The 22,143-nt window shown below is 65.7% G+C and carries 24 protein-coding genes; 11 read left to right on the plus strand and 13 right to left on the minus strand.

The annotated features are described in order from the left end of the window. Positions 1–129: 129 nt before the first annotated feature. The 4 genes from BM252_RS00125 to BM252_RS00140 are packed head-to-tail and all read right to left on the minus strand — an operon-like array spanning position 130 to position 4,709. On the minus strand, positions 130–2,181 hold the full coding sequence (locus BM252_RS00125; RefSeq protein WP_093381978.1) for a sodium:solute symporter family protein: 2,052 nt from the start codon (positions 2,179–2,181) through the stop codon (positions 130–132). After that, complete coding sequence (locus tag BM252_RS00130; RefSeq protein ID WP_093381982.1) at positions 2,178–2,480, minus strand: DUF4212 domain-containing protein; 303 nt, start codon at positions 2,478–2,480, stop codon at positions 2,178–2,180. The genes BM252_RS00125 and BM252_RS00130 overlap by 4 nt, the downstream gene beginning before the upstream one ends. After that, the gene (locus BM252_RS00135) at positions 2,473–4,005 is read right to left on the minus strand and encodes a sensor histidine kinase (RefSeq protein ID WP_245774010.1); all 1,533 of its coding nucleotides are present in this window, start codon (positions 4,003–4,005) and stop codon (positions 2,473–2,475) included. The genes BM252_RS00130 and BM252_RS00135 overlap by 8 nt, the downstream gene beginning before the upstream one ends. Next, entirely contained in the window at positions 4,002–4,709 is a 708-nt protein-coding gene (locus BM252_RS00140; RefSeq protein ID WP_093381984.1) for a response regulator, read from the minus strand. The genes BM252_RS00135 and BM252_RS00140 overlap by 4 nt, the downstream gene beginning before the upstream one ends. 252 nt (positions 4,710–4,961) lie before the next feature. On the opposite strand from BM252_RS00140, the gene recA reads away from it, so the two are divergent. The 7 genes from recA (at position 4,962) to BM252_RS00175 (ending at position 11,119) form a co-directional block, all read left to right on the plus strand. Next, on the plus strand, positions 4,962–6,077 hold the full coding sequence (gene recA, locus BM252_RS00145) for a recombinase RecA (RefSeq protein WP_093381987.1): 1,116 nt from the start codon (positions 4,962–4,964) through the stop codon (positions 6,075–6,077). A gap of 159 nt (positions 6,078–6,236) precedes the next feature. Beyond that, complete coding sequence (recX, locus tag BM252_RS00150) at positions 6,237–6,698, plus strand: recombination regulator RecX (RefSeq protein ID WP_093381990.1); 462 nt, start codon at positions 6,237–6,239, stop codon at positions 6,696–6,698. A 299-nt stretch (positions 6,699–6,997) separates the two neighbouring features. Then, on the plus strand, positions 6,998–7,573 hold the full coding sequence (locus tag BM252_RS00155) for a DUF2889 domain-containing protein (RefSeq protein ID WP_093381994.1): 576 nt from the start codon (positions 6,998–7,000) through the stop codon (positions 7,571–7,573). Between the two features lie 83 nt (positions 7,574–7,656). Beyond that, positions 7,657–8,826, plus strand: a complete 1,170-nt coding sequence (gene sucC / locus BM252_RS00160; protein WP_093381996.1) for an ADP-forming succinate--CoA ligase subunit beta — start codon at positions 7,657–7,659, stop codon at positions 8,824–8,826. A gap of 13 nt (positions 8,827–8,839) precedes the next feature. Beyond that, a complete protein-coding gene (gene sucD / locus BM252_RS00165) occupies positions 8,840–9,721 on the plus strand; it encodes a succinate--CoA ligase subunit alpha (RefSeq protein ID WP_093381999.1) in 882 nt (293 codons plus the stop codon). A gap of 110 nt (positions 9,722–9,831) precedes the next feature. Beyond that, positions 9,832–10,434 (plus strand): FHA domain-containing protein, encoded by a 603-nt coding sequence (locus tag BM252_RS00170; RefSeq protein ID WP_093382002.1) that lies wholly within the window; start codon positions 9,832–9,834, stop codon positions 10,432–10,434. Between the two features lie 211 nt (positions 10,435–10,645). Further along, complete coding sequence (locus BM252_RS00175) at positions 10,646–11,119, plus strand: pilin (RefSeq protein WP_093382004.1); 474 nt, start codon at positions 10,646–10,648, stop codon at positions 11,117–11,119. 100 nt (positions 11,120–11,219) lie between these two features. Here the strand turns inward: BM252_RS00175 and BM252_RS00180 are convergent, their stop codons facing one another. The 5 genes from BM252_RS00180 to moaC form a co-directional block, all read right to left on the minus strand. After that, entirely contained in the window at positions 11,220–11,930 is a 711-nt protein-coding gene (locus BM252_RS00180) for a flagellar brake protein (protein WP_093382005.1), read from the minus strand. A 155-nt stretch (positions 11,931–12,085) separates the two neighbouring features. After that, positions 12,086–12,526 carry a type II toxin-antitoxin system VapC family toxin gene (locus tag BM252_RS00185; RefSeq protein ID WP_093382007.1) on the minus strand — a complete coding sequence of 147 codons (441 nt, stop codon included), beginning with the start codon at positions 12,524–12,526 and terminating at the stop codon, positions 12,086–12,088. A gap of 306 nt (positions 12,527–12,832) precedes the next feature. Then, positions 12,833–13,531 (minus strand): hypothetical protein, encoded by a 699-nt coding sequence (locus BM252_RS29800; protein ID WP_139236228.1) that lies wholly within the window; start codon positions 13,529–13,531, stop codon positions 12,833–12,835. A 497-nt stretch (positions 13,532–14,028) separates the two neighbouring features. Then, positions 14,029–14,640, minus strand: coding sequence for a hypothetical protein (locus BM252_RS29810; RefSeq protein WP_139236229.1), 612 nt, complete (start codon positions 14,638–14,640; stop codon positions 14,029–14,031). Continuing rightward, entirely contained in the window at positions 14,630–15,142 is a 513-nt protein-coding gene (gene moaC / locus BM252_RS00200; RefSeq protein ID WP_093382014.1) for a cyclic pyranopterin monophosphate synthase MoaC, read from the minus strand. Before moaC ends, BM252_RS29810 begins: the two co-directional genes overlap by 11 nt. A gap of 62 nt (positions 15,143–15,204) precedes the next feature. Here moaC and BM252_RS00205 point away from each other — a divergent pair, with 62 nt between their 5' ends. Continuing rightward, positions 15,205–16,914, plus strand: a complete 1,710-nt coding sequence (locus BM252_RS00205; RefSeq protein WP_483880234.1) for a M48 family metalloprotease — start codon at positions 15,205–15,207, stop codon at positions 16,912–16,914. A 163-nt stretch (positions 16,915–17,077) separates the two neighbouring features. On the opposite strand, the gene BM252_RS00210 is transcribed toward BM252_RS00205, so the two are convergent. From BM252_RS00210 to BM252_RS00225, 4 genes are all read right to left on the minus strand, one after another. Continuing rightward, a complete protein-coding gene (locus tag BM252_RS00210) occupies positions 17,078–17,665 on the minus strand; it encodes a DUF2946 family protein (protein WP_093382016.1) in 588 nt (195 codons plus the stop codon). A 49-nt stretch (positions 17,666–17,714) separates the two neighbouring features. Continuing rightward, positions 17,715–18,689: a YheT family hydrolase gene (locus tag BM252_RS00215; protein WP_093382018.1), complete on the minus strand. Its 975-nt coding sequence runs from the start codon at positions 18,687–18,689 to the stop codon at positions 17,715–17,717. A 23-nt stretch (positions 18,690–18,712) separates the two neighbouring features. Then, positions 18,713–19,135 (minus strand): YybH family protein, encoded by a 423-nt coding sequence (locus BM252_RS00220; RefSeq protein ID WP_093382020.1) that lies wholly within the window; start codon positions 19,133–19,135, stop codon positions 18,713–18,715. Positions 19,136–19,198: 63 nt separating this feature from the next. After that, on the minus strand, positions 19,199–19,402 hold the full coding sequence (locus BM252_RS00225) for a zinc-finger domain-containing protein (protein ID WP_093382021.1): 204 nt from the start codon (positions 19,400–19,402) through the stop codon (positions 19,199–19,201). Between the two features lie 314 nt (positions 19,403–19,716). On the opposite strand from BM252_RS00225, the gene BM252_RS00230 reads away from it, so the two are divergent. The 3 genes from BM252_RS00230 (at position 19,717) to BM252_RS00240 (ending at position 22,102) form a co-directional block, all read left to right on the plus strand. Continuing rightward, the gene (locus tag BM252_RS00230; RefSeq protein ID WP_093382023.1) at positions 19,717–20,466 is read left to right on the plus strand and encodes an AzlC family ABC transporter permease; all 750 of its coding nucleotides are present in this window, start codon (positions 19,717–19,719) and stop codon (positions 20,464–20,466) included. Further along, complete coding sequence (locus BM252_RS00235) at positions 20,459–20,788, plus strand: AzlD domain-containing protein (RefSeq protein ID WP_093382025.1); 330 nt, start codon at positions 20,459–20,461, stop codon at positions 20,786–20,788. The genes BM252_RS00230 and BM252_RS00235 overlap by 8 nt, the downstream gene beginning before the upstream one ends. Positions 20,789–20,887: 99 nt before the next feature. Then, a complete protein-coding gene (locus tag BM252_RS00240; RefSeq protein WP_093382027.1) occupies positions 20,888–22,102 on the plus strand; it encodes a phosphoglycerate kinase in 1,215 nt (404 codons plus the stop codon). Positions 22,103–22,143 lie beyond the last annotated feature (41 nt).

A 22,143-nucleotide genomic window follows, 5' to 3' on the forward strand; every position in this document is an offset into this window, starting at 1 on the left:
AATAGATAATTTCCACAGGATAACATCTGCTTGCCGAAAATGCGACCCGCTGCATCGACGGCCCGCCCCGGGCCGTCAAGCGGCCGCGCCGCCTTGCCGCGCCGCCTTGCCGCGCCAAGGCGGAAGGATTCAGCCCTCGCGCTCGGGCGCCCGCACGTAGGCGATCATGGCCTGGATGCGCGGCGGCGGCGGCGCCGTCAGCAGGCTGACCACGGCCGCCGCCAGCAGGCCGGCCGGCACGCCGAACACGCCGGCCGAGATGGGCGCGATGTGGAACCACTGGCCGGCCGCGCCGCTGCCCAGCACGGGATGGCTGTGCAGCATGTAGTAGACGCAGACGGCGAAGCCGGCCAGCATGCCGGCGATGGCGCCCTGGCCGTTGGCGCGGCGCCACCAGACGCCCAGCACCAGCGCCGGGAACAGCGTCGAGGCGGCCAGCGAGAAGGCGGCGCCGACCAGCGACAAAATGTCGCCCGGCCGCTGCGAGGCGGCGTAGGCGGCGATGAAGGCCACCGCCAACAGCAGCAGCTTGGAGATGGTGACCCGCTTCTGCGTCGAGGCGCCCGGGTCGACCATCTTGTAGTAGACGTCGTGCGAGAGGGCGTTGGAGATGGCCAGCAGCAGGCCGTCGGCGGTCGACAGCGCCGCCGCCAGGCCGCCGGCGGCGACCAGGCCGGAGATCACGTAGGGCAGGCCGGCGATCTCCGGCGTGGCCAGCACCAGCACGTCGCCGTCGATGGCGATCTCGGCCAGCTGGACGATGCCGTCGTGGTTGACGTCGTTGATGCTGATCAAGGGCGTCAACTTGTCGACGTTGGCCCAGTACGACACCCAGGTGGGCAGGCGGGCGAAGTCGCTGCCGACCAGGCCGGAATAGATGTCGTACTTGACCAGCACCGCCAGCGCCGGGATGGTCAGGTAGATCAGCAGGATGAAGAACAGGGTCCAGAACACCGAGACGCGGGCCTCGTGCACCGAGGCGGTGGTGTAGGAGCGCATCAGGATGTGCGGCAGCGCCGCCGTGCCCAGCATCAGGCACAGCGCCAGGGCGAGGAAGTTGTTGCGTTTGATGTCGGACTGTTCGCGGTCGGCGCCGGGGAAGGGCTGGCCGTGCGGCGTCAGCGGCGCGGCGCGCGCCAGGTTCCAGCGGCGCGCCTCGTCCCACAGCCGGGCCGCCTCGTCGGGGTTCTTCGGGTAGGCCAGCAGGGCCCGCTCGGCGCCGCGGATCTCCAGCAGCGAGGCGTTGCGCTGCTTGACCCGGGCCAACTGGTGCTGGGTGGCCAGGCGGCCGGCGTCCCACGAGGCCGGCAGGCCGGCCAGCTGGTCGGCGTAGGCCTGGGCGCGCTGGGCGAAGATGGCGCGCACCTGGCGCTCGCCCGGGTCGGCCGCCAGCGCCGCCTCGCGCGCGCCCAGCTTGGGCAGCAGCTGGCCGTAGGCGAGCTGGGGCAGCGGGTTGTCGGCGTGCTTGGCCGACAGCCAGATGGCCGGGATCAGGAAGGCGATCAGGATGATGATGTACTGCGCCACCTGGGTCCAGGTGATGGCGCGCATGCCGCCGAGGAAGGAGCAGACCAGGATGCTGGCCAGGCCGAGGAAGATGCCGACCGAGAAGTCGACGCCGGTGAAGCGCGAGGCGATCAGGCCGACCGCGTAGATCTGCGCCACCACGTAGGTGAAGGAGACCACGATGGTGGCGGCCACCGCCAGGCTGCGCACGGCGCGCCCGCCGCCGTCGCCGCCGTAGCGGGCGGCGAGGAAGTCGGGGATGGTGTACTGCTCGAACTTGCGCAGGTAGGGCGCGATCAGCAGCGCCACCAGGCAGTAGCCGCCGGTCCAGCCCATGATGTAGGCCAGGCCGTCGAAGCCGTGCAGGTAGAGGCCGCCGGCCAGGCTGATGAAGCTGGCCGCCGAGATCCAGTCGGCCGCCGTCGCCATGCCGTTGAACAGGGCCGGCACGCGCCGCCCCGCCACATAGTATTCGAGCACGTTGGAGGTGCGGCTCAGCACGCCGATGGTGGCGTACAGCACGATGGTGGCGAACATGAACAGGTAGCCGATCCAGACGCGCGGCATGCCCTCCTGCTCGAGCACGGCGAGCGCCACCAGGAAGCACAGGAAGCCGCCGGTGAACAGCAGGTAGTAGCTGCGCAGGCGCTGGAAGAAGGTGCGGGCGGCCTTCACGCGCCGTCCTGGAAGCGGGCGGCGCGGTAGTCGCGGTCGAGCCGGCGCAGGCGCCAGGCGTAGCCGCCGATGATGGCCAGGTAGACCAGCGAGGCGCCCTGCGCCGCCAGGTAGAACGACAGCGGCCAGCCGAACAGGCTGAGGCCGGCCAGCTCGCGGGCGAAGAAGGCGGCGGCGAAGCCGGTGCCCAGCCACAGCAGCAGCAGGCCGGCGCTCAGGCGCCGCGTGGCCTGCCAGTGGCGCGCCAGGCGCAGCCGCTCGGCCTGCAGCGGGGTGGGCGGGGGGCTCGGATTATCCATAGTAGTCGGGTTCGTTCTCTTCGGCCGGCGCCGGCGCCAGCCGCGGGAAGCTGAGGCGGAACAGGCAGCCGGGCATTTTCGCCTGGTGGGAGCGCGGGTTGCTGTAGACGTCGACCTCGGCGCCGTGTTGCTGGGCGATCTCGCGGACGATGGCCAGGCCCAGGCCGGAACCCTCGACGTTGCTGCCGAGGATGCGGTAGAAGCGTTCGAAGACGCGGGCCCGCTCGGTGGCGGGGATGCCGGGGCCGGTGTCCTCGACCTCGAGGATGGCGTGCTCGGCGTCGCCGCGCACGCGCACCGTGACGCTGCCGCCGGCCGGCGTGTAGCGCAGCGCGTTGTCGATCAGGTTGGAGAGCATCTCGCGCAGCATGGTCGGGTTGCCGGCGATGTCGATCTGCTCGGCCGGCGGCTCGAAGCCGAGGTCGATGCGCTGGCTGAACGAGCTCGGCACCCAGTCCTGCACGCCGCTGCGGGCCAGCTCGGCCAGCGCGATCGGCACGTAGGCGGTGCCGGCCTGCGGCTGGTTTTCCGCCCGCGCCAGCGCCAGCAGCTGGTTGACCAGCCGGGTGGCCGCCTCCGAGCTCTTGGCCAGTTGTTCCAGCGAGCGGTGGATCTCGCCGCTGTCGGTCTGGCGCAGCGCCAGCTCGGACTGCATGCGCATGCCGGCCAGCGGCGTCTTCATCTGGTGGGCGGCGTCGGCGATGAAGCGCTTCTGCATCTCGATCGACAGCGAGAGCCGGGCCAGCATCTCGTTGAGCGAGCGCACCAGCGGCGAGATCTCCTCGGGCACCTGCTTCGAGTCGATCGGCGACAGGTCGTCCGAGCCGCGCGCGCGGATGCGCTCCTGCAGCTGGGCCAGCGGCGACAGGCCGCGCGCCAGGGCGAACCAGACCAGCGCCAGGACGATCGGCAGGACGATGAACTGCGGCAGGATGACGCCCTTGATGATGGCGTTGGCCAGCTTGCCGCGCTTCTCCAGCGTTTCGGCCACCTGCACCAGGGCCATGCCGGCCTCGGGCAGGCCGCGCTCGTCGAGCTCGATGTAGGAGTAGGCCACGCGCACCGGCGTGCCGTGCATGTTGTCGTTGCGGAAGCGCACCGCGCCGGCGCGGATGTCGTCGTCCTCCTGCGGCTGCGGCAGGTCGCGGTCGCCGTCGACGTAGCCGCCGTCGGCGTCGGCGATCTGGAAGTAGACGCTGTCGACGTCGTCGGCGCGCAGGATGTCGCGCGCCGAGCCGGGCAGGCGCTTGACCAGCTTGCCGTCGACCTCGCGCACCTGCTGCGCCAGCACGGTGACGCTGTCCTCGAGGGCGTGGTCGAAGGGCTGGTTGGCGATCGTCTTGGCCACCAGGTAGGTGATGGCGATGCTCATCGGCCACAACAGCAGCAGCGGCGCCAGCATCCAGTCGAGGATCTCGCCGAACAGCGAGTGCTGGATGTCGTCGTCCTGCTCGCTGGCGGGCGGCTGGTAGCCGCCGAACTCGGCGCCGGCCTCGTCGGCCTGGGCGCCGTCGCGCCCGCTCACTTGGCCTCGGGCGCGTCGGCGCCGGCCTTGGCGGCCTCGCTGAATTTCTCCAGGCAGTAGCCGAGCCCGCGCACGGTGACGATGCGGATGCCGCCCACCTCGATCTTCTTGCGCAGCCGGTGCACATACACCTCGATGGCGTTGTTGCTGACCTCCTCGCCCCATTCGCACAGGTGGTCGACCAGCTGCTCCTTGGACACCAGGCGGCCGCTGCGCGCCAGCAGGATCTCCAGCAGGCCCAGCTCGCGCGCCGACAGGTCGAGCATCTGCTCGCCGATGTAGGCGCTGCGGCCGACCTGGTCGTAGGACAGCGGGCCGTGGCGGATCACCGTGGCGCCGCCGCCGGCGCCGCGGCGGGTCAGCGCGCGCACCCGCGCCTCCAGCTCGGACAGGGCGAAGGGCTTGGCCATGTAGTCGTCGGCGCCCAGGTCGAGGCCGTTGACGCGCTGCTCGATCGAGTCGGCCGCCGTCAAAATCAGCACCGGCAGCAGCGAGGCGCGGGCGCGCAGCCGGCGCAACACCTCCAGCCCGCTCATCTTGGGCAGGCCCAGGTCGAGGATCAGCAGGTCGAACTCCTGGGTCGACAGGGCGGTGTCGGCCTCCTGGCCGTTCTTCACGCAATCGATGGCGTAGCCGGACTGGCGCAGCGAGCGCGTCAGTCCATCGGCCAGCACACTATCATCTTCGGCAAGTAAAATACGCATGGCAAGCAATCCGACGGGGTAAGTGTGTATTGTGTGGCATTTCCCCCGGCGAGGCCAATTTTTGTCGCGCCGCCGTTGCTGGGCGGCGCAGGGCCGCTTTGCGCTCGCCTTGCGCTCGCTTTGCGCTATTTCAAGGCGGCGGCAAAATCCCGCTTGCAATAAGCACTGTTTTTTTATACAGTGTCGTCTGTCACGAAGAATTCGACTCGCAATTCCCCCATTCACCGCGCTTACCCGGGCTGAAAGAAGATTATGGACGATAAAAAAGCTGTTGTACCCGCATCTGAAAAGGCGAAGGCGCTGGCCGCCGCGCTGGCCCAGATTGAAAAGCAGTTCGGCAAGGGTTCCGTCATGCGCATGGACTCCAGCACCCCGATCGAAGAAGTGCAGGTCGTCTCGACCGGCTCGCTCGGCCTGGACATCGCCCTCGGCGTCGGCGGCCTGCCGCGCGGTCGCGTGGTGGAAATCTACGGCCCCGAGTCGTCCGGCAAGACCACGCTGACCCTGCAGACCATCGCCGAGATGCAAAAGCTGGGCGGCACCTGCGCCTTCATCGACGCCGAGCACGCGCTCGACGTCGGCTACGCGCAAAAGCTCGGCGTCAACCTGCACGAGCTGCTGATCTCGCAGCCGGACACGGGCGAACAGGCGCTGGAAATCTGCGACGCCCTGGTCCGTTCGGGCAGCGTCGACATGGTGGTGATCGACTCGGTGGCGGCGTTGACGCCGCGCGCCGAGATCGAGGGCGACATGGGCGACTCGCTGCCCGGCCTGCAGGCCCGTTTGATGTCGCAGGCGCTGCGCAAGCTGACCGGCTCGATCAACCGCACCAACACCCTGGTCATCTTCATCAACCAGATCCGCATGAAGATCGGCGTCATGTTCGGCAGCCCGGAGACCACCACCGGCGGCAACGCGCTGAAGTTCTACGCCTCGGTGCGGCTGGACATCCGCCGCACCGGCTCGATCAAGTCGGGCGACGAGGTGATCGGCAACGAAACCAAGGTCAAGGTCGTCAAGAACAAGATCGCGCCGCCGTTCAAGGAAGCCCACTTCGATATTCTGTATGGCGAAGGCACTTCCCGCGAAGGCGAGATCCTCGATCTGGGTTCGGATGCGAAGATCGTCGAGAAGTCCGGTTCGTGGTACAGCTACAACGGCGAACGCATCGGCCAGGGCAAGGACAACGCCCGCGCCTTCCTCAAGGAGCGTCCGCAGCTGGCCTGGGAGATCGAAAACAAGGTGCGCCTGTCGCTGGGCGTGCGTGAACTGCCGGCGCTGACCGCCGACAAGGCCGAAAAAGCCGACAAGCCGGAAAAAGCCGACAAGGCCGACAAGGCCGAGGCCAAGCTGAAGGCGGTCGACTAGGCCCGCCGCAACTAGTTAGTCACAGCAGGACGGGACGGGCGTGGCCAGCAGGCGCGCCGGCCCCGGCGAAGTTTGCTGGCGGGTACCGGCCCGCCACACCAGTCAGCCACCGAGCCGCGTTTCGCGGCCCGGTGGTTTTCTCATTGCGCAAGGGGTTTTATGGCGGCACCGCAACTTAGCCTGAAGGGACGCGCGCTGCGCTACCTGTCGATGCGCGAGCACAGCCGGCTCGAGCTGGGGCGCAAGCTGGCGCGCCACGCCGAGGAGGGCGACGACGTCGAGGCCCTGCTCGACTTCCTCGAGAAGAACAACTGGCTGTCGACCGAGCGTTTCTCCGAATCTTTGGTGCACCGCCGCGCGGCCCGCTACGGCAACAGCCGCATCGTCGCCGAGCTGCAAAGCCACGGCGTCGGCGGCGAGGCCTTGCAGGAGCTGAAGGCCGGCCTGGTCGAAGGCGAGACGGCGCGCGCCTGCGAGGTGTGGCGGCGCAAGTTCGGCACGGTGGCGGCCGACCCGCAGGAGCGCAACAAACAGATGCGCTTCCTGATGCAGCGCGGCTTTTCCCAGCGCGCCGTGTACGCCGCCCTGCGCGGCGTGGAGCCGGACGCCGACGGCGAATGAGGGTGGCAGATATTCACCATACGCATCGCCGTCATGCCGAATGGGTATGGTTTCTATAACCCGGGAAAAGCGCCGCCGCCGGCCCCGGCATTGTCTTGTATTTCTGACTGCAAAGCTGGCTTAACAGGTCGCATTTATGCTGCAAAGCACATGTTCTGGCGCAACTGCGGGCGCGGTGTGCTACACTTTTACGGTTTTTGCAGCGCCGCAGGTGCGGTAGTTGTCCGTAGAAGCTGCGGACACGTGCGTTCAGCACATGGCTGCTTACTATTTTCCGCCGCGCAAGCGGCATCGGTCTTATGTCCCTGTCAACTCCCGTTTCCCGACGTGCGCTGCGGCACACGCGCGCAATCGACATCCAAGCGTTCGCCCGCGACGATGGCCTGTGGGACCTTGACGCCCGTATCACCGACATCAAAGTCAAGGACACCCTGCTGGCCTCCGGCCTGCGCAGCGGTGGCGACGCCCTGCACGACCTTTCCCTGCGCATCACCGTGGATTTGCAGCTGACCATCGTCGACGCCGAAGCCGTGTCCGATGCCGTCCCCTATCCCGGTTTTTGCAACACCATCGGCCCCGACTACAAGAAATTGATCGGCCTGAACCTGATGCGCGGTTTCCGCCACGAGCTCAAGGCCCGCCTGGCCGGCGTGCACGGCTGCACCCACCTGACCGAACTGGCGCAGATCCTGCCCACGGCGGCGGTGCAGGCCTTCGCCAACGACGTCTGGTCGACCCACGACTCGGCCAACGCCAGCGCCGAGCAGCCGCACGACAAACCGTTTCAACTCGACAAATGCCATGCGCTGCGCACCGATGGTGGTGCCGTGGCGCAGTTTTACCCGCGCTGGGTGGCCAAAGCAGCACCGGGCTAGCGCGTAGCAGTATCTGCTTTTCGTTTCACACATTTCGCAGTATCAACCGATCTTTACACATCAGCATCAGAAGGGAAGCCAGCATGAAAATCCATGAGTATCAAGGCAAAGAAATCCTCCGAAAATACGGAGTGACGGTTCCGCGCGGTATCCCGTGCCTGTCCGTAGAAGAAGCGGTCAAAGCCGCCGAAACCTTGGGCGGCCCAGTCTGGGTTGTAAAAGCACAGATCCATGCCGGCGGTCGCGGCAAGGGCGGCGGCGTGAAAGTGGCCAAGTCGCTGGAACAAGTCAAAGAATTCTCCGAGCAGATCCTGGGCATGCAGCTGGTCACGCACCAGACCGGCCCTGAAGGCCAGAAAGTTCGCCGCCTGCTGATCGAAGAAGGCGCCGACATCAAGAAGGAACTGTACGTGTCGATGGTCACCGACCGCGTTTCGCAACGCGTCGTGCTGATGGCCTCGTCCGAAGGCGGTATGGACATCGAGGAAGTCGCCGAGTCCCACCCGGAACTGCTGCACTCGATCGCCATCGATCCAGCCGTCGGCCTGACCGATGCCGAGGCCGATGCCATCTCGAGCAAAATCGGCGTGCCCGCCGAGTCGATCGTCGACGCCCGCGTCAACCTGCAAGGCCTGTACAAAGCCTACTGGGAAACCGACTCGTCGCTGGCCGAAATCAACCCGCTGATCCTGACCGGCTCCGGCAAGGTCATCGCATTGGACGCCAAGTTCAACTTCGACGCCAACGCCCTGTTCCGCCAGCCTGAAATCGTCGCCTACCGCGACCTGGACGAAGAAGATCCAGCCGAAGTCGAAGCCTCGAAGTTCGACCTGGCCTACATCTCGCTCGACGGCAACATCGGTTGCCTGGTCAACGGCGCCGGTCTGGCCATGGCCACCATGGACACCATCAAGCTGTTCGGCGGCGAGCCGGCCAACTTCCTGGACGTGGGCGGCGGCGCGACGGCTGAAAAAGTCACCGAAGCGTTCAAGATCATGCTGAAGAACCCTGGCCTGAAAGCCATCCTGGTGAACATCTTCGGCGGCATCATGCGTTGCGACGTCATCGCCGAAGGCGTCATCGCCGCGTCGAAAGCCGTTTCGCTGCAGGTACCGCTGGTGGTGCGCATGAAGGGCACCAACGAAGATCTGGGCAAGAAAATGCTGGCCGAGTCCGGTTTGCCGATCATCGCGGCCGACACCATGGAAGATGCAGCGAAGAGCGTCGTCGCCGCCGCTGCCGGTCAAGCTTAATTAAGGAATCAACATGTCCATTCTGATCAATAAAGATACCAAAGTTGTCACCCAAGGGATCACCGGCAAGACCGGCCAGTTCCACACCCGCATGTGCCGCGACTACGCAAACGGCAAAGCCGCTTTCGTCGCCGGCGTGAACCCGAAGAAGGCCGGCGAAGATTTCGAAGGCATTCCTATTTTCGCTAACGTCACCGAAGCGAAAAAAGAAACCGGCGCCAACGTGTCGGTCATCTACGTCCCGCCAGCAGGCGCGGCCGCAGCGATCTGGGAAGCCGTCGAAGCCGAGATGGACCTGGCCATTTGCATCACCGAAGGCATTCCTGTCCGTGACATGATGGCGCTGAAGGACCGTATGGCCAAGTCGGGTTCGAAAACCCTGCTGCTGGGCCCTAACTGCCCAGGCCTGATCACCCCGGACGAAATCAAGATCGGCATCATGCCAGGCCACATCCACAAACGCGGCCGCATCGGCGTGGTCTCGCGTTCGGGCACCCTGACCTACGAAGCAGTCGGTCAGCTGACCGCACTGGGTCTGGGCCAGTCGAGCGCAGTCGGTATCGGCGGCGACCCGATCAACGGTCTGAAGCACATCGACATCATGAAGATGTTCAACGACGATCCTGATACCGACGCGGTCATCATGATCGGCGAAATCGGCGGTCCGGACGAAGCCAACGCGGCTTACTGGATCAAAGACAACATGAAGAAACCAGTGGTCGGCTTCATCGCCGGCGTCACCGCTCCTCCGGGCAAGCGCATGGGCCACGCCGGCGCGCTGATCTCCGGCGGTGCCGACACCGCGCAAGCCAAACTGGAAATCATGGAAGCTTGCGGCATCACCGTCACCAAGAACCCGTCCGAAATGGCGCGTCTGCTGAAGGCCATGCTGTAATTAGCCGGATCGCAGTCGAGTAGTGAATAATAGCGGGGAGCCTAGTGCTCCCCGTTATCATTTTTAAGCGCGATTCCATGGCCGTCCAGCGGCCCCGGCTGGAGGATAGATTGGCGAAAATCATCATCTCGCATGATGGGCAGGTCGAGCGGCAGGTGGCCCTGAGCAAGGAGCGCGTCAGCCTGGGCCGCCACAGCCAGAACGACATCGTGCTGGCCCACCCCACCGTCAGCGGCCGCCACGCCGCCATCGTCACCATCCTCGACGACTCCTTCCTAGAAGACCTGCACAGCACCAACGGCACCTACGTCAACGGCCACCGCGTCGGCAAACATTTTCTGCAAGACAAGGACATCATCCGCCTGGCCAAGGTCGAGATGGAGTTCCGCGCCGACGGCGTGCGCCCCTCGGCCGCCGCCGCCACGGCGGCTATGGCGGCGCTGGCGACACACGCCCTGGCCGATATTGAAATATTGAACGGCAACAACGCCGGCAAGCGCATGGCGCTGACCAAGCCGCTGACCTCGCTGGGCCGGCCCGGCGCTCAGGTGGTGGCGATCCATCGCACCCCGGCCGCCTACCGCATCGAACAACGCGAGGGCGCGCTGCCGGTGCTGCTCAACGGCGTGGCGCTGGACGGCGCCGACACGCTGCTGCGGCACGGCGACGTGATCGAACTGGACGGCACCCTGCTGGCCTTCCGCCTGGCCTGAACCGGGCCGGTCGCGCGGCGCCGCCGCACTGACGAAAATTGTCAGTCGGCCGATACTTGTCGGTCCAACTGACAAAAAAAGTCAGTTCGGCCGACAAAAAATGGCGCTAGCCGGCGCTTTCCTCCGACTTTCACCCTGGAAGTGGTCTGGCACGGCGATTGCTGTTACCTGAGTGTGGCACCCCATCTTTACCTCACTCAGGAGTAGCAAAATGAAATCGATGACCATGATCAAGAAACAAGCACAGGCCGGCTTCACCCTCATCGAATTGATGATCGTCGTCGCCATCATCGGCATTCTGGCGGCCGTGGCTATTCCTGCCTATAGCGACTACACCGCCAAGGCCAAGATCGCCAACGCGATCTCCGGGGTGGCCTCGCTGAAGACGGCCGTGGCGCTGTGCGGCCAGGAAGCCGGCGGGGTATTGACCGACTGCAAGAGCGGCAGCAACGGCGTTCCGCTGGACAGCGCCTTCGTCGCCACCAAGGAAGTCGCCAGCGTGACCACGGCGGCCGATGGCGTCATCAAGGAAACCTTGGCCACCGGCCTGGGCAGCGGCATCGATGGCTTGACGATCACCTTCACGCCTAGCCTGCCAACCGGCGGTACCGCGCTGGCCTGGAAAATCACCACCACCGTGACCAATCCGGCGGCCAAGGCGGCGATCGAGAAAAACAGCATGTAATGGCGTGACTGTTGCGAAAAGGCGACGCCGGGCGCGTCGCCGCACAAAAAAACCAGGTTTCGCGACCTGGTTTTTTGGGTTTACACGGACCGGACGGCGCTCAGACGATCTTCTGGCGGTCGGCGATCAGCGCCTCGTAGGTCAGATTTTGCAGCATCGTGTAGTGCACCGGGTCGAGGTCGATGAACTGCACGCCGTAGGTGAACACCTCGGCCTTGTCGGCGCTGGCCGGCTTGACCATGTTGATGTTGCGGATGGTGGCGTTGGGGTTGATGCGCACCTGGCGGTTGCCGGGCTGGGCGATCAGGTAGAAGGACAGGCCGACCATGTTGTCGTCGTCGGTGAGCTTCTTGGGCGACTCGATCAACGCGCCGGACACGCTCAGGTTGACCAGGAACACCGAGGTGGTGCCGGCCGGCGAGCTGACCTGGGCCGGGATGTCGACCTTGACGCGCATGGCCGCGCGCAGGCTGGTGCCCTGGATCGTGGTGGGGAAGGACAGGTGGACGTAGAACAGCGGGCGCGGGAAGATGCGCTGCACGGTGCAGGCGAAGGAGCAGACGTTGACGCCGGAGAAGACGCGGATGGTCAGCTTGTCGCCGTCGTTGAGGGCGATCGGGGCGCCGTTCTCGACCGGGATTTTGACGATCATGTACTCGTCCTTGACCCAGCCGATCAGCGTGGAGAAGTGCTGGATCGGTTTGATGGTGCGGTGGGTGATGAACTGGATACGTCCACCCACCTGCAAGTTCATCTGTTCGAATTCGTATTCCTGGGTCTTCGCTTCGCTCGGCGGAGTGTTGCTGCTCATTCGTAAGCCCTTTTCGCCTGCTCGGTATAGTGTTGTAAGACAATGTTCAGCCGACAAGTATGCCTGATCCTTGGCCGTCTGTGAAACACCTATTACTGCTCCGTCAATTATATACGCGCTAACGTGGCGTAACAATCAGACAAGAATGGAGCTTGCTAAAGGGGACGCGGTGTGCCCCGAGGGACGACATTGACAGTCTTCACTGATGTTGTCGTTTCCAACTCGTAAGGAATGCGCACATGCGGCCCCTTAAAGTCCTTCTTGTTGCGCGTGATGAGGATTAAGCCTCGCGCAATCGAGGTCGCCATGATGATGGCATCAGGAAGGGCGATTTTCGGACCTTGGCGTATGCTCTTGCCGCGAATGTGTGCGGCCGCAGCCATGATCCCGTCGTCGGTGTGGATGATTTCGAAGCCGAAATCGGCGATGAACCGGGTCAGCTCGTCGATGTCGTCGGGTTTAGCACCGGCAAACAATTCCATCCAAGTGATCGCGCTGATCGCCGGTTCGTTCCAGTATTCCAGTTCGTCGAGCGCGACCTTATAGCCCTTTAGCGCGTCGATAAGTATGTTCGTGTCGAAGAGGACTAGCGCCATTCGGCCCTCATCTCGCGCTGGTACTCCAAACCGTCCGCCGGGATATCCTTGCGATCTGCCCACAAGCCGGCGATGCGCTTCAGCGCGGCAGCGCGCCGCCGCCGTGCTTCACTATGCGCATCGTCATGCCGAACCTCTGTTGGGGGGGCGGCCGGCGAATGCTCGCCGGCGTCCTGAGCAAGTGTAGTCATACTATCCTCCGTTCGTGCGCTGTCAGGACCAGTGTAGCGCATTGCCGAACCAGTGTCGTCTTGTCCACCGACCGTAACTGATCGCACCTTTTGCTGGCCCCTCGTGCCACCCGGATCAGCGCTTTGAGAAGGCCGCATCCCCGAACATCTCTATGTCCGCAACCATTGCATCGTAGGCGTCACTGTCGATGTACTGATCCACGTTATCGCGGAAAGCCTTATCTACTTTTGTGTGCTGCGCGTCGGACATACTGCGGAGTGCTTCCGCCATCTTGTCCGCCTTCTCGTTCAGATAATGGGCCAGCATGCCGGGAACCGCGTACTTTCGTGGCTCGATGAATCCAGCGGTCGCATGCACTTTTGTTCCTTTCCAGCGATCCATCTTCGGCTCATGGACAAAGCCGAGAATAATGAACCTTCCTAGCTTGGCGAACGTGAAGATCATCTCGCCGGCAACGCATAAGTCCATTTGCACCGCACGCATGAGGTAGCGATTGATGTTCGGCACGAGGCCCACTCCGGTAGTGCTTTCGATCTGATCCAAGGGAAGCATGTGCTGCTGTTGAAGCCCAGCATGCGGAAGCTTCCCAAGTAGCACGTCGCGCCATGCAGCGTCGGCGACGTGAAGACGGGCGACTGCTTCGGCAGGCCAAGCCTGGAACTCGTTTCGCTCAACGGCAGCACGTAGCACTCGCCATGACACCGATGTGCAGAAGTGCATTAGCCATGTCGAATAACTGACACGCGTCGCCGAATTGTTTGTGTAGGGCAAGAACAGTCTGTTGGCGAAATGGCCTTCGGAAATGCTCAGCACGCCCTCGCAGGTAGAGCATAGCCAATGATGCTTTACCCCGTCCTGCACCCGGCGATTCGGCGCGTCACTGCCTCGCAAGTGTCCGCCCCCTGCCGACTCCCGTAACCACCTAAACACGAAGGCGGGTAAGACATGGCTTGACTGAAGCTCCGCGACTTCTTGGCAAAGGCGGCATTGTCCTGTCGGCATAGTCACGTCCCACCAATTGCGATAATCACATCATAGAGCATTGGGGCTTAGCCGCGCTAGAGCATTGGGGCTTAGCCGCGCTAATTATCCACCCGCTACGCTGCCTATGCCGCCTTCAAGATGGATGGATGCGATACCCCGTAGTCCTTCGCCAGTCCGCGTGCTGTGGCACGCTGGAACATCGCGGGCCTTGCACGGCCGATGAGTTGAAGAGGGAAGCGAGTGAGTGAGGCGCTACGGGCCTCCGACCGCGCCCTATGTTGCCTGAGCAACCGGGAACCGGTGGACTGATGCCACGTCTTTCCTCTTCATTTGGTCGTGCTGGCGCTGCCTATTTTCTGCGCCAAACGAAATTTTGTTATCGCGGACTCTAGTTCCATCTTAGTGGCTATGACGGTTTGAAGCTGGCCAGTCGAAGTGCCGTGTTTACCAAAATCGTGAGCGGGATGGGGTACCCATCCAAACCGGGCTTCCTCCGTCGCCAAGTCGATGACGAGCAGGGCCGCCGGGACAGTGGAATTTTGGGCGACTTTGGCTATGGAGGCAGCGGTGTTCCCCTCCACCACACCATCGGGACCGACTATTTTTTCGATGTTCATCGTTGATTTGATCAGCACTCCGAACACGGTACTGTCTCCGTTGCCATTGCTGTGGTTACTTAGCGTGGCAATGAAATCTAACCCTGTTGATCGATCCGGGCGGCTCAGTTGCAGGCCGGGCACGCGAGTTAGCACCATGATGGCCAAATTTTCCGCTAGTCTGTCGGCAAGTATCGATTCACCATTTTTCATCTGTTTCTCCTGATAGAGGTACAGAGGTTTGTTGCCGTGAAATCTCAGTATCCTGCTTTCAAAAATAGATTCCCCGCGCGTACCCAGCGCGTTGCTGTCGAGCGCGGCGGGGACGCTGTTACTTGTCAAGATCCGCTGTCCAGTCGCCGCTCTTGCCGCCGTGCTTTTCCATCACGCGGATGTCGCTCATCACCATGCCGCGGTCGACCGCCTTGCACATGTCGTAGACGGTCAGCAGGCCGACCTGGACGGCGGTCAGCGCCTCCATCTCGACGCCGGTCTTGCCGTAGGTTTCGACCTGGGCGCGGCAGTGCACGCTGTGGTTGGCCTGGTCGACGTCGAAGTCGACCGTCACCCGGGTCAGCGCCAGCGGGTGGCACAGCGGCACCAGGTCGCTGGTGCGCTTGGCGCCCATGATGGCGGCGATGCGGGCAATGCCCAGCACGTCGCCCTTCTTGGCCGTGCCCGCCACGATGATCGCCAGCGTCTCCGGCTTCATGCGGATCGTGCCGCCGGCCACGGCCGTGCGGTGGGTCTCCGCCTTGGCGCCGACGTCGACCATGTGGGCTTGGCCGGTGGCGTCGAAGTGGGTCAGGTGGTCTGCTGGAGGCGTGCTGGGCTGTGTGGTCATGGCGTGGATCGCTAGAAGGTGGCGGGTGGTCGGCGGTGCGGCAAAACGGGTATGATAGCACCGTGAATTCCAAACGTTTCCCATCCGGCCACGCGCTGCGCCGCCTACTGACCGCCGCCACGCTGCTGGCGGCGCCCCTGTTGATGGCGCAGAACGTGCTGCCGTCGTCCAACATCCCCAACCTGCCGACCTTGGGCGACACCGAGCGGCAGGACTTGTCGCCGCTGATCGAGCGCAAGCTGGGCGAGGAGATCATGCGCGACATCCGCCGCAACCTCGACTACCTGGACGACGGCCCCATCCTCGAGTACCTGAACAACTTCGGCAACGCGCTGGTGGCGGCGCGGCCGGGCGCGCGCGGCGAGACCAATTTCGACTACTTCTTCTTCGCCGTGCGCGATCCGCAGTTGAACGCCTTCGCCCTGCCGGGCGGCTTCATCGCCGTCCACTCGGCGCTGCTGCTGGCGGCGCAGAGCGAGTCGGAGTTGGCCTCGGTGCTGGGCCACGAGATCGGCCACGTGGCGCAGCGCCACATCGCCCGCCAGCTGGGCCAGCAGAAGCAGGACGCGCTGATCCCGCTGGCGGCGATGATCCTGGCGGCGCTGGCGGCGAAGGGCGGCGCCGGCGGCGACGCGGCCATCGGCGTGTTCGCCGCCGGCCAGGGCCTGGCGATCCAACGCCAGCTCAACTTCGGCCGCGAGGCCGAGCGCGAGGCCGACCGCATCGGCTTCCAGATCATGGGCGAGGCCGGCTTCGACAGCAGCGGCATGGTGGCCTTCTTCCAGCGCATGCAGACGGCCAGCCGCTCCTACAGCGACCTGACGCCGGCCTATCTGCAAAGCCACCCCTTGACCACCGAGCGCATCGCCGACATCCAGGCGCGCATCCGCGAGCAGCCCTACAAGCAGCGCCTCGACAGCCTGGACTTCTACCTGGTGCGCTCGCGCGCCCGCGTGCTGCAGGACGAGAGTTCGCAGGGCCTGGCCGAGGCCAAGGTGTTCTTCGAGAACCAGATGTTGCAGCAAAGCCGGCAGCAGATCTGCGCGGCGCAATACGGCCTGGCGATGGTGGCGCTGAAGAAGGGCGACATGGCCAAGGCGCAGAGCTGGCTGGACAAGGCGCGCGCCACCGCCGAGCAGGCGCCGGCGGCCGGCACCTTCAGCGGCGCCCGGCCGCAGACGGGCGGCTCGATCTTCGTCAGCACGGCGCTGGAAATCAAGCTGGAGCAGAGGAAGGACGCCGCCGTCATCGCGCTGGCCTTGAAGGAGGCCGAGGCGGCGCGCTTGAAGTTTCCGCTGTCGCGCGGCATCGCCCACCAGTACGGCGAGGCGCTGATCGCGGCGGGCAGGCTGGAGCAGGCGACGCTGTACCTGCGCGACCAGGCGCAGCTGTACAAGGAGGAGCCGGAGGTGTTCGACCTACTGGCCGAGGCCTACGCGGCGCAGGGCAAGCAGGCCTTGCAGCATCTGGCGCTGACCGAGTCGTATGTGCTGCAGGGCGGCGTGCTGGCCGCGCTGGACCAGCTGGCCATCGCCCGCAAGGCGCCCGACGCCACCTTCTACGACCAGGCCGTGATCGACGCCCGCGAGCGCGAGCTGCAGGCGCGCCGCCGCGAGGAGCTGGGCGAGCGGGGCAAGAAGGATTTGGCGGGGCCGTCGGCGGCCGCGCCGGGGCCGACGCTGCGCCTGTCGACCACGCCGGCGGAGACGATGGCGCCGTCCGCCTTCCCGGCAAGCATGGCGCTGCCGGAGTCACGCATTCCGCGCCGCTAGCCCGAGCCGCGCCGCTGGCGGCTGTTTTTTACCCCTACCCCGGGACGCGGAAGCCGGGGTCTGACCCCATTCGGCGCCAAGGCGGGGAGTCAGACCCCTTCGCTTGCGGGGTAAGGCCGGCATCCCGCGAATCCGTGAAGAAGCTGTTTTTCGCTGCCGCCGCCTAGGGCGCCGGCCGCCGCACGAAGCCGAAGCGCGCGGCGACCTCGTCCCCCGCCAGCCGCGCCACCGGCAGCTCGGCGTCGCGCAGGTGCAGGCTCAGCTCGCCCTTGCCGTCCCCCAGCCAGGCCATCAGCGCCTCGTCGGCGACGGCCGCGCCGTCCATCCACAACAAGGGCAGCACCTGGGCGAAGTCGCGGTCGTCGAGCTGGGCGACCACGGTGCCGCTGTGCAGGATCAGCGCGCCGGCCACGCTCAGGTAGACCGCGTCCAGCGGCCCCATCGTCACGCCGGTGTGCAAGCGCCAGCCCTCGCCGGGCTCGCTGCGGGCGATGTAGGGCGTCGCCTCCAAGTTCAGGTAGACGCGCTGCGGGCCGTTCTGGAAATACCAGCAGCCGCGCTCGTCGACGTCGTAGTTGCGGGCGATGAAGGCGAGCAGGGCGGTATGCTGCAACTTGTCGCCCGGCAGGTCCAGTTGTTGTGCGCGCTCGTCGCGCATGCGCCACTGGCCGCGCGCGTCCAGCCCCAGCCAGCCGTAGCAGTGCGGCACGTTGGGCCATTTGGCGATGGCTTGTTTGACGATCTCATCCATGTTGTGCTTTTCCGGCCGCCTCGACGGCGGCCCGTTGTGTGCCGCCCGCTCAGGCCTCGGCCTTGCTGCGGGCGCGGGCGTCGTCGGTGGCGCCCTGCAGAAAGTGCATCATACGCTGCGGCAGCCAGTTGATGCGTCCCGGCAGGGCGCCGACGGCGAAGCCGACGTGGCCGCCGTGCGCCGGGTAGTCGAGCAGCACCGCCGGCGCGGCGTGGCGCGGCAGGTGGCCGCCGGGCAGGAAGGGGTCGTTGCGGGCGTTCAGCACCAGGGTCGGCACGGTGATGTCGCCCAGCACGTGCTTGGCGCTGGCGCGCTGCCAGTAGTCGTCGGTGTCGCGGTAGCCGTGCAGCGGCGCGGTGACCACGTTGTCGAAGGCGTACAGGTCGCGCGCGGCGCGCAGCGCGGCCAGGTCGAACAGGCCGGGGTACTGCGCCAGCTTGGCCTCGCACTTCGGCTTCAGCGTCTGCAGGAACATGCGCGTGTAGACGCGGTTGAAGCCGCGCGCCAGGGCCGCGCCGCCCTGCGCCAGGTCGAGCGGCGCCGAGACGGCGCAGGCGGCGTCGACGAAGTCGGCCTGGTGCTGCGACTCGCCCAGCCAGCGCAGCAGGGCGTTGCCGCCCAGCGAGACGCCGGTGGCGTAGAACAGGCCGGTGCCGCGGCCGCGCAGGCGGCGCAAAATCCAGTCGATCTCGGCGGCGTCGCCGGAGTGGTAGAAGCGCGGCGCGCGGTTGGCCTCGCCGGAGCAGCCGCGAAAGTGCGGCACGGCGCCGGACCAGCCGCGCGCGGCGGCGGCGGCCATCAGGGCGCGCGCGTAGTGGCTGTCGGAGGAGCCCTCGAGGCCGTGGAACAGCACCACGAAGGGTTGCCCCGGCCGGCCGTCGACGAAGTCGATGTCGACGAAGTCGCCGTCCGGCGCCTCCCAGCGCTCGCGCCGGTAGGCCACCGCCGGCTTGGCGATGCAGGTGGCCGGGTAGATGGTTTGCAGGTGGCCGCTGGGCAGCCACAGGGGGGCGGGGTAGCGCATGGCTTGCCCGGCGGCCGGCGCGTTCAGTGCAGGATCTGCGCCGGCGACTCGGTCGGCACCGGACCGGGGCCGACCGAGACGTGGTGCAGCACGATGCGCCAGCCGCGCGGCGTCTTGACGTAGACGTTGGTGGCCAGCAGGTGGGCCGCCTCGCCGCTGGCGGCGCTGGTGCCCTCGATGACGGTGTGCACCGAGCTCATCAGGTTATGCGTCTCGTGCAGCTGCGACGGCAGGATGTGCAGGCCGCCGTGCTCGAGCAGGGCGCTCCACGAGGCGCGGATGGCGGCGTGGCCGATCAGGCGCGGCCCGCCCGGGTGGATGCAGACGATCTCCTCGTCGTCGGCCCACAGGGCCATCAGGGCGTCGACATCGGCCCGGTTGAGCGCATCGTAAAAAGCGGTTTCGACTTCGACGGCACTGCCATTCAACTGCTTCTGACGTTTCATGCGGACTCCGGGAACGCGGTGGGATCGGTGTGCTGCTGCTGCTGCTGGCTGGCTTGGGGCGGCTTAGTGGTGGGCGGCGACGGCGCCCGGCTTCATCTTGTAGGCGGTGCCGCAGTAGGGGCACTTGGCGATGCCGTCCTTGTTGAATTCGAGGAACACGCGGGGGTGCGAGGACCACAGTGTCATGGCCGGGTTGGGGCAGTGGGCCGGCAAATCTTTGCCGTCGAGCTCAACTGCGGCGCTGGCTGGCGTGGTGGCGTGGGTCATCTGATGGTTCTCCGTGGGTCGAAAATGGGCCGGACCGGCCCTGGCCGGGACGGTCCGCTAAACCTCGATTTTAACGGATTCGCGCAGGGAGCAAAATTCATCGGTAAAATGGCGCCTTAATTATTCTTCAGCTGCTAGCAATTGTTTCGTTTGAAATGGTGAGCAAATAGCAATAAAATGACTCCGCAGCCCTTGCTTTGTTACCGCCCCGCGCCGGGCCGCCCGGCGGTGCCCCTGCCGCCCCAGCCATCGTTGGCGGGCCCGGCGGGCCGCCGCGTTGGCGCAGAGAAAATGGGTTGTGGCGGGAAAACCACATGACCGAACCGATGCGCGCGCCCTCCGAGCCCTATGTGGCTGAACACGACGAGGCCGGTTGGAAGGCCGGCCTGAAGGACGGCATGCCGACCCTGTTCGGCATCGGCGCCTGGGGCCTGGTGGTCGGCATCGCCATGGTCAAGACCGGATTGACGGTGCCGCAGGCGCTGGCCATGACGCTGGTGGTGTTCGCCGGCTCGGCCCAGCTGGCCTCGCTGCCGCTGATCACCGCCCACGCGCCGATCTGGGTCATCTTCGCCACCGCCCTGGTGGTCAATCTGCGTTTCGTCATCTTCTCGGCGCTGCTGGCGCCGCACTTCTCCAACCTGCCCTGGCGCAAGCGCTTCCTGCTCGGCTACGTGGCCGGCGACATGACGGTCGCCATGTTCCTGCAAAAATATCCCGACGAGGCGCCCCAGGTCGGCAAGCTGTCCTACCTGAAGGGCCTGCTGTACCCGAACTGGGCGGCCTGGCAGATCGGCTCGATCGCCGGCATCTTCCTTGGCAGCGCCGTGCCGCCGCAGTGGGGCCTGGGCTTCGCCGGCACGCTGGCCATCATCTGCATCACGGTGCCGCTGGTGTCGACCCGGCCGATGCTGTGCGGCGTGCTGGTGGCCGCCGCCGTGGCGGTGCTGGCGGCCGGCCTGCCGTACAAGCTGGGTCTGCTGGCGGCGGTGCTGCTGGGCATGGTCACCGCGATGGCGGTGGAAGAACTGTCGGAAAAATGGAGAATCAAACAACATGGCTGATTGGGAAATCTGGCTCATCATCGCCGCGCTGGCGCTGGCCACGGCGGCCACGCGCAGCTCGTTCTGGCTGGTCGGCCACCACATCACCATTCCGCGCCGGGTGCACGAGATGCTGCGCTACGCGCCGGCCTGCGCGCTGGCGGCCATCATCGCGCCCGACCTGCTGCTCAACGAGGGCCAGCAGCTGCACCTGTCGCTGTCGAATTTGAAGCTGCTGGCCGGCCTGGCGGCGATCATTTTCTACCTGCTGCGGCGTAACATGCTGCAGACCATCGTGTTCGGCATGGCCGTGTTCACCGCGCTGCGGTTGGCGCTAGCGTAGTCACTGGCCTGAGCGAATTCGATGTTGTTTTAACAAACGTTTTGCCGCCGCGCTTGCGGTAAAATAGCGGTCTTTCTTCCACTCATCCTTTGGGTAGCCATGCAAGCTGTTCTGAACTTCATCCGTCTGCAAGACCTGATCGCGCAAAACGCGCTGCAAGCCAAGCGCGTGTTCATCCGCGCCGACCTGAACGTGCCGCAGGACGACGCCGGCAACATCACCGAGGACACCCGCATCCGCGCCTCGGTGCCGGCGATCCGCGCCGCCGCCGCCGCCGGCGCCATCGTCATGGTGACGTCGCACCTGGGCCGTCCGACCGAGGGCGAGTTCAAGCCCGAGGACAGCCTGGCGCCGGTCGCCGCCCGCCTGGCCGAATTGCTCGGCCAGCCGGTCGAACTGAAGCAGAACTGGATCGACGGCGCCGGCCTGGAAGGCCTGCAGGCCGGCCAGGTGGTGCTGCTGGAAAACGTCCGCGTCAACCAGGGCGAGAAGAAGAACAGCGACGCGCTGGCGCAGAAGATGGCCGCCCTGTGCGACATCTACGTCAACGACGCCTTCGGCACCGCCCACCGCGCCGAGGCCTCGACCCACGGCATCGCCAAGTTCGCCCCCGTCGCCTGCGCCGGCCCGCTGCTGGCCGCCGAGCTCGACGCGCTGGGCAAGGCGCTGGGCGCGCCGGCCCGTCCGCTGCTGGCCATCGTCGCCGGCTCCAAGGTGTCGTCCAAGCTGTCGATCCTGAAGGCGCTGGCCGACAAGGTCGACAACCTGATCGTCGGCGGCGGCATCGCCAACACCTTCATGAAGGCGGTCGGCCTGAACATCGGCAAGTCGCTGGTCGAGAACGAGTTGGTGGAAGAGGCCAAGGCCATCATCGCGATGATGGCGGCGCGCGGCGCCCAGGTGCCGATCCCGGTCGACGTGGTGTGCGCCAAGGAGTTCTCGCCCACCGCCGTGGCCACCGTCAAGGACGTGGCCGATGTGGCCGACGACGACATGATTTTGGACATCGGCCCGAAAACGGCGCAGATCCTGGCCGCGCAGATCGGCGCCGCCGGCACCATCGTCTGGAACGGCCCGGTCGGCGTGTTCGAGTTCGACCAGTTCGGCGAAGGCACCAAGACGCTGGCGCTGGCCATCGCCAACTCGAAGGCCTTCTCGATCGCCGGCGGCGGCGACACGCTGGCGGCCATCGCCAAGTACCAGATCACCGACCAGATCGGTTATATCTCGACCGGCGGCGGCGCCTTCCTGGAGTTCCTGGAAGGTAAGACCTTGCCGGCCGTCGAGATCCTGACGCAACGCGCCGCCAAGTAAGCAATCAGCAGTAACAGTAAGCAGTCAGTTTTTCCGCCGCG

Source organism: Rugamonas rubra (genome assembly GCF_900114705.1).
Taxonomy (GTDB): domain Bacteria; phylum Pseudomonadota; class Gammaproteobacteria; order Burkholderiales; family Burkholderiaceae_D; genus Rugamonas; species Rugamonas rubra.

What these genes read in the sequence shown, in the direction of transcription:
- BM252_RS00130 (WP_093381982.1), bottom strand. Translation starts at nt 2,480, where the DNA reads ATGGATAATCCGAGCCCCCCGCCCACCCCGCTGCAGGCCGAGCGGCTG.
- sucD (WP_093381999.1), top strand. Translation starts at nt 8,840, where the DNA reads ATGTCCATTCTGATCAATAAAGATACCAAAGTTGTCACCCAAGGGATC.
- sucC (WP_093381996.1), top strand. Translation starts at nt 7,657, where the DNA reads ATGAAAATCCATGAGTATCAAGGCAAAGAAATCCTCCGAAAATACGGA.
- BM252_RS00155 (WP_093381994.1), top strand. Translation starts at nt 6,998, where the DNA reads ATGTCCCTGTCAACTCCCGTTTCCCGACGTGCGCTGCGGCACACGCGC.
- BM252_RS00225 (WP_093382021.1), bottom strand. Translation starts at nt 19,402, where the DNA reads ATGACCCACGCCACCACGCCAGCCAGCGCCGCAGTTGAGCTCGACGGC.
- BM252_RS00230 (WP_093382023.1), top strand. Translation starts at nt 19,717, where the DNA reads ATGACCGAACCGATGCGCGCGCCCTCCGAGCCCTATGTGGCTGAACAC.
- BM252_RS00235 (WP_093382025.1), top strand. Translation starts at nt 20,459, where the DNA reads ATGGCTGATTGGGAAATCTGGCTCATCATCGCCGCGCTGGCGCTGGCC.
- BM252_RS00175 (WP_093382004.1), top strand. Translation starts at nt 10,646, where the DNA reads ATGAAATCGATGACCATGATCAAGAAACAAGCACAGGCCGGCTTCACC.
- recX (WP_093381990.1), top strand. Translation starts at nt 6,237, where the DNA reads ATGGCGGCACCGCAACTTAGCCTGAAGGGACGCGCGCTGCGCTACCTG.
- BM252_RS00240 (WP_093382027.1), top strand. Translation starts at nt 20,888, where the DNA reads ATGCAAGCTGTTCTGAACTTCATCCGTCTGCAAGACCTGATCGCGCAA.
- recA (WP_093381987.1), top strand. Translation starts at nt 4,962, where the DNA reads ATGGACGATAAAAAAGCTGTTGTACCCGCATCTGAAAAGGCGAAGGCG.
- BM252_RS00185 (WP_093382007.1), bottom strand. Translation starts at nt 12,526, where the DNA reads ATGGCGCTAGTCCTCTTCGACACGAACATACTTATCGACGCGCTAAAG.
- BM252_RS00220 (WP_093382020.1), bottom strand. Translation starts at nt 19,135, where the DNA reads ATGAAACGTCAGAAGCAGTTGAATGGCAGTGCCGTCGAAGTCGAAACC.
- BM252_RS00215 (WP_093382018.1), bottom strand. Translation starts at nt 18,689, where the DNA reads ATGCGCTACCCCGCCCCCCTGTGGCTGCCCAGCGGCCACCTGCAAACC.
- BM252_RS00140 (WP_093381984.1), bottom strand. Translation starts at nt 4,709, where the DNA reads ATGCGTATTTTACTTGCCGAAGATGATAGTGTGCTGGCCGATGGACTG.
- BM252_RS00180 (WP_093382005.1), bottom strand. Translation starts at nt 11,930, where the DNA reads ATGAGCAGCAACACTCCGCCGAGCGAAGCGAAGACCCAGGAATACGAA.
- moaC (WP_093382014.1), bottom strand. Translation starts at nt 15,142, where the DNA reads ATGACCACACAGCCCAGCACGCCTCCAGCAGACCACCTGACCCACTTC.
- BM252_RS00210 (WP_093382016.1), bottom strand. Translation starts at nt 17,665, where the DNA reads ATGGATGAGATCGTCAAACAAGCCATCGCCAAATGGCCCAACGTGCCG.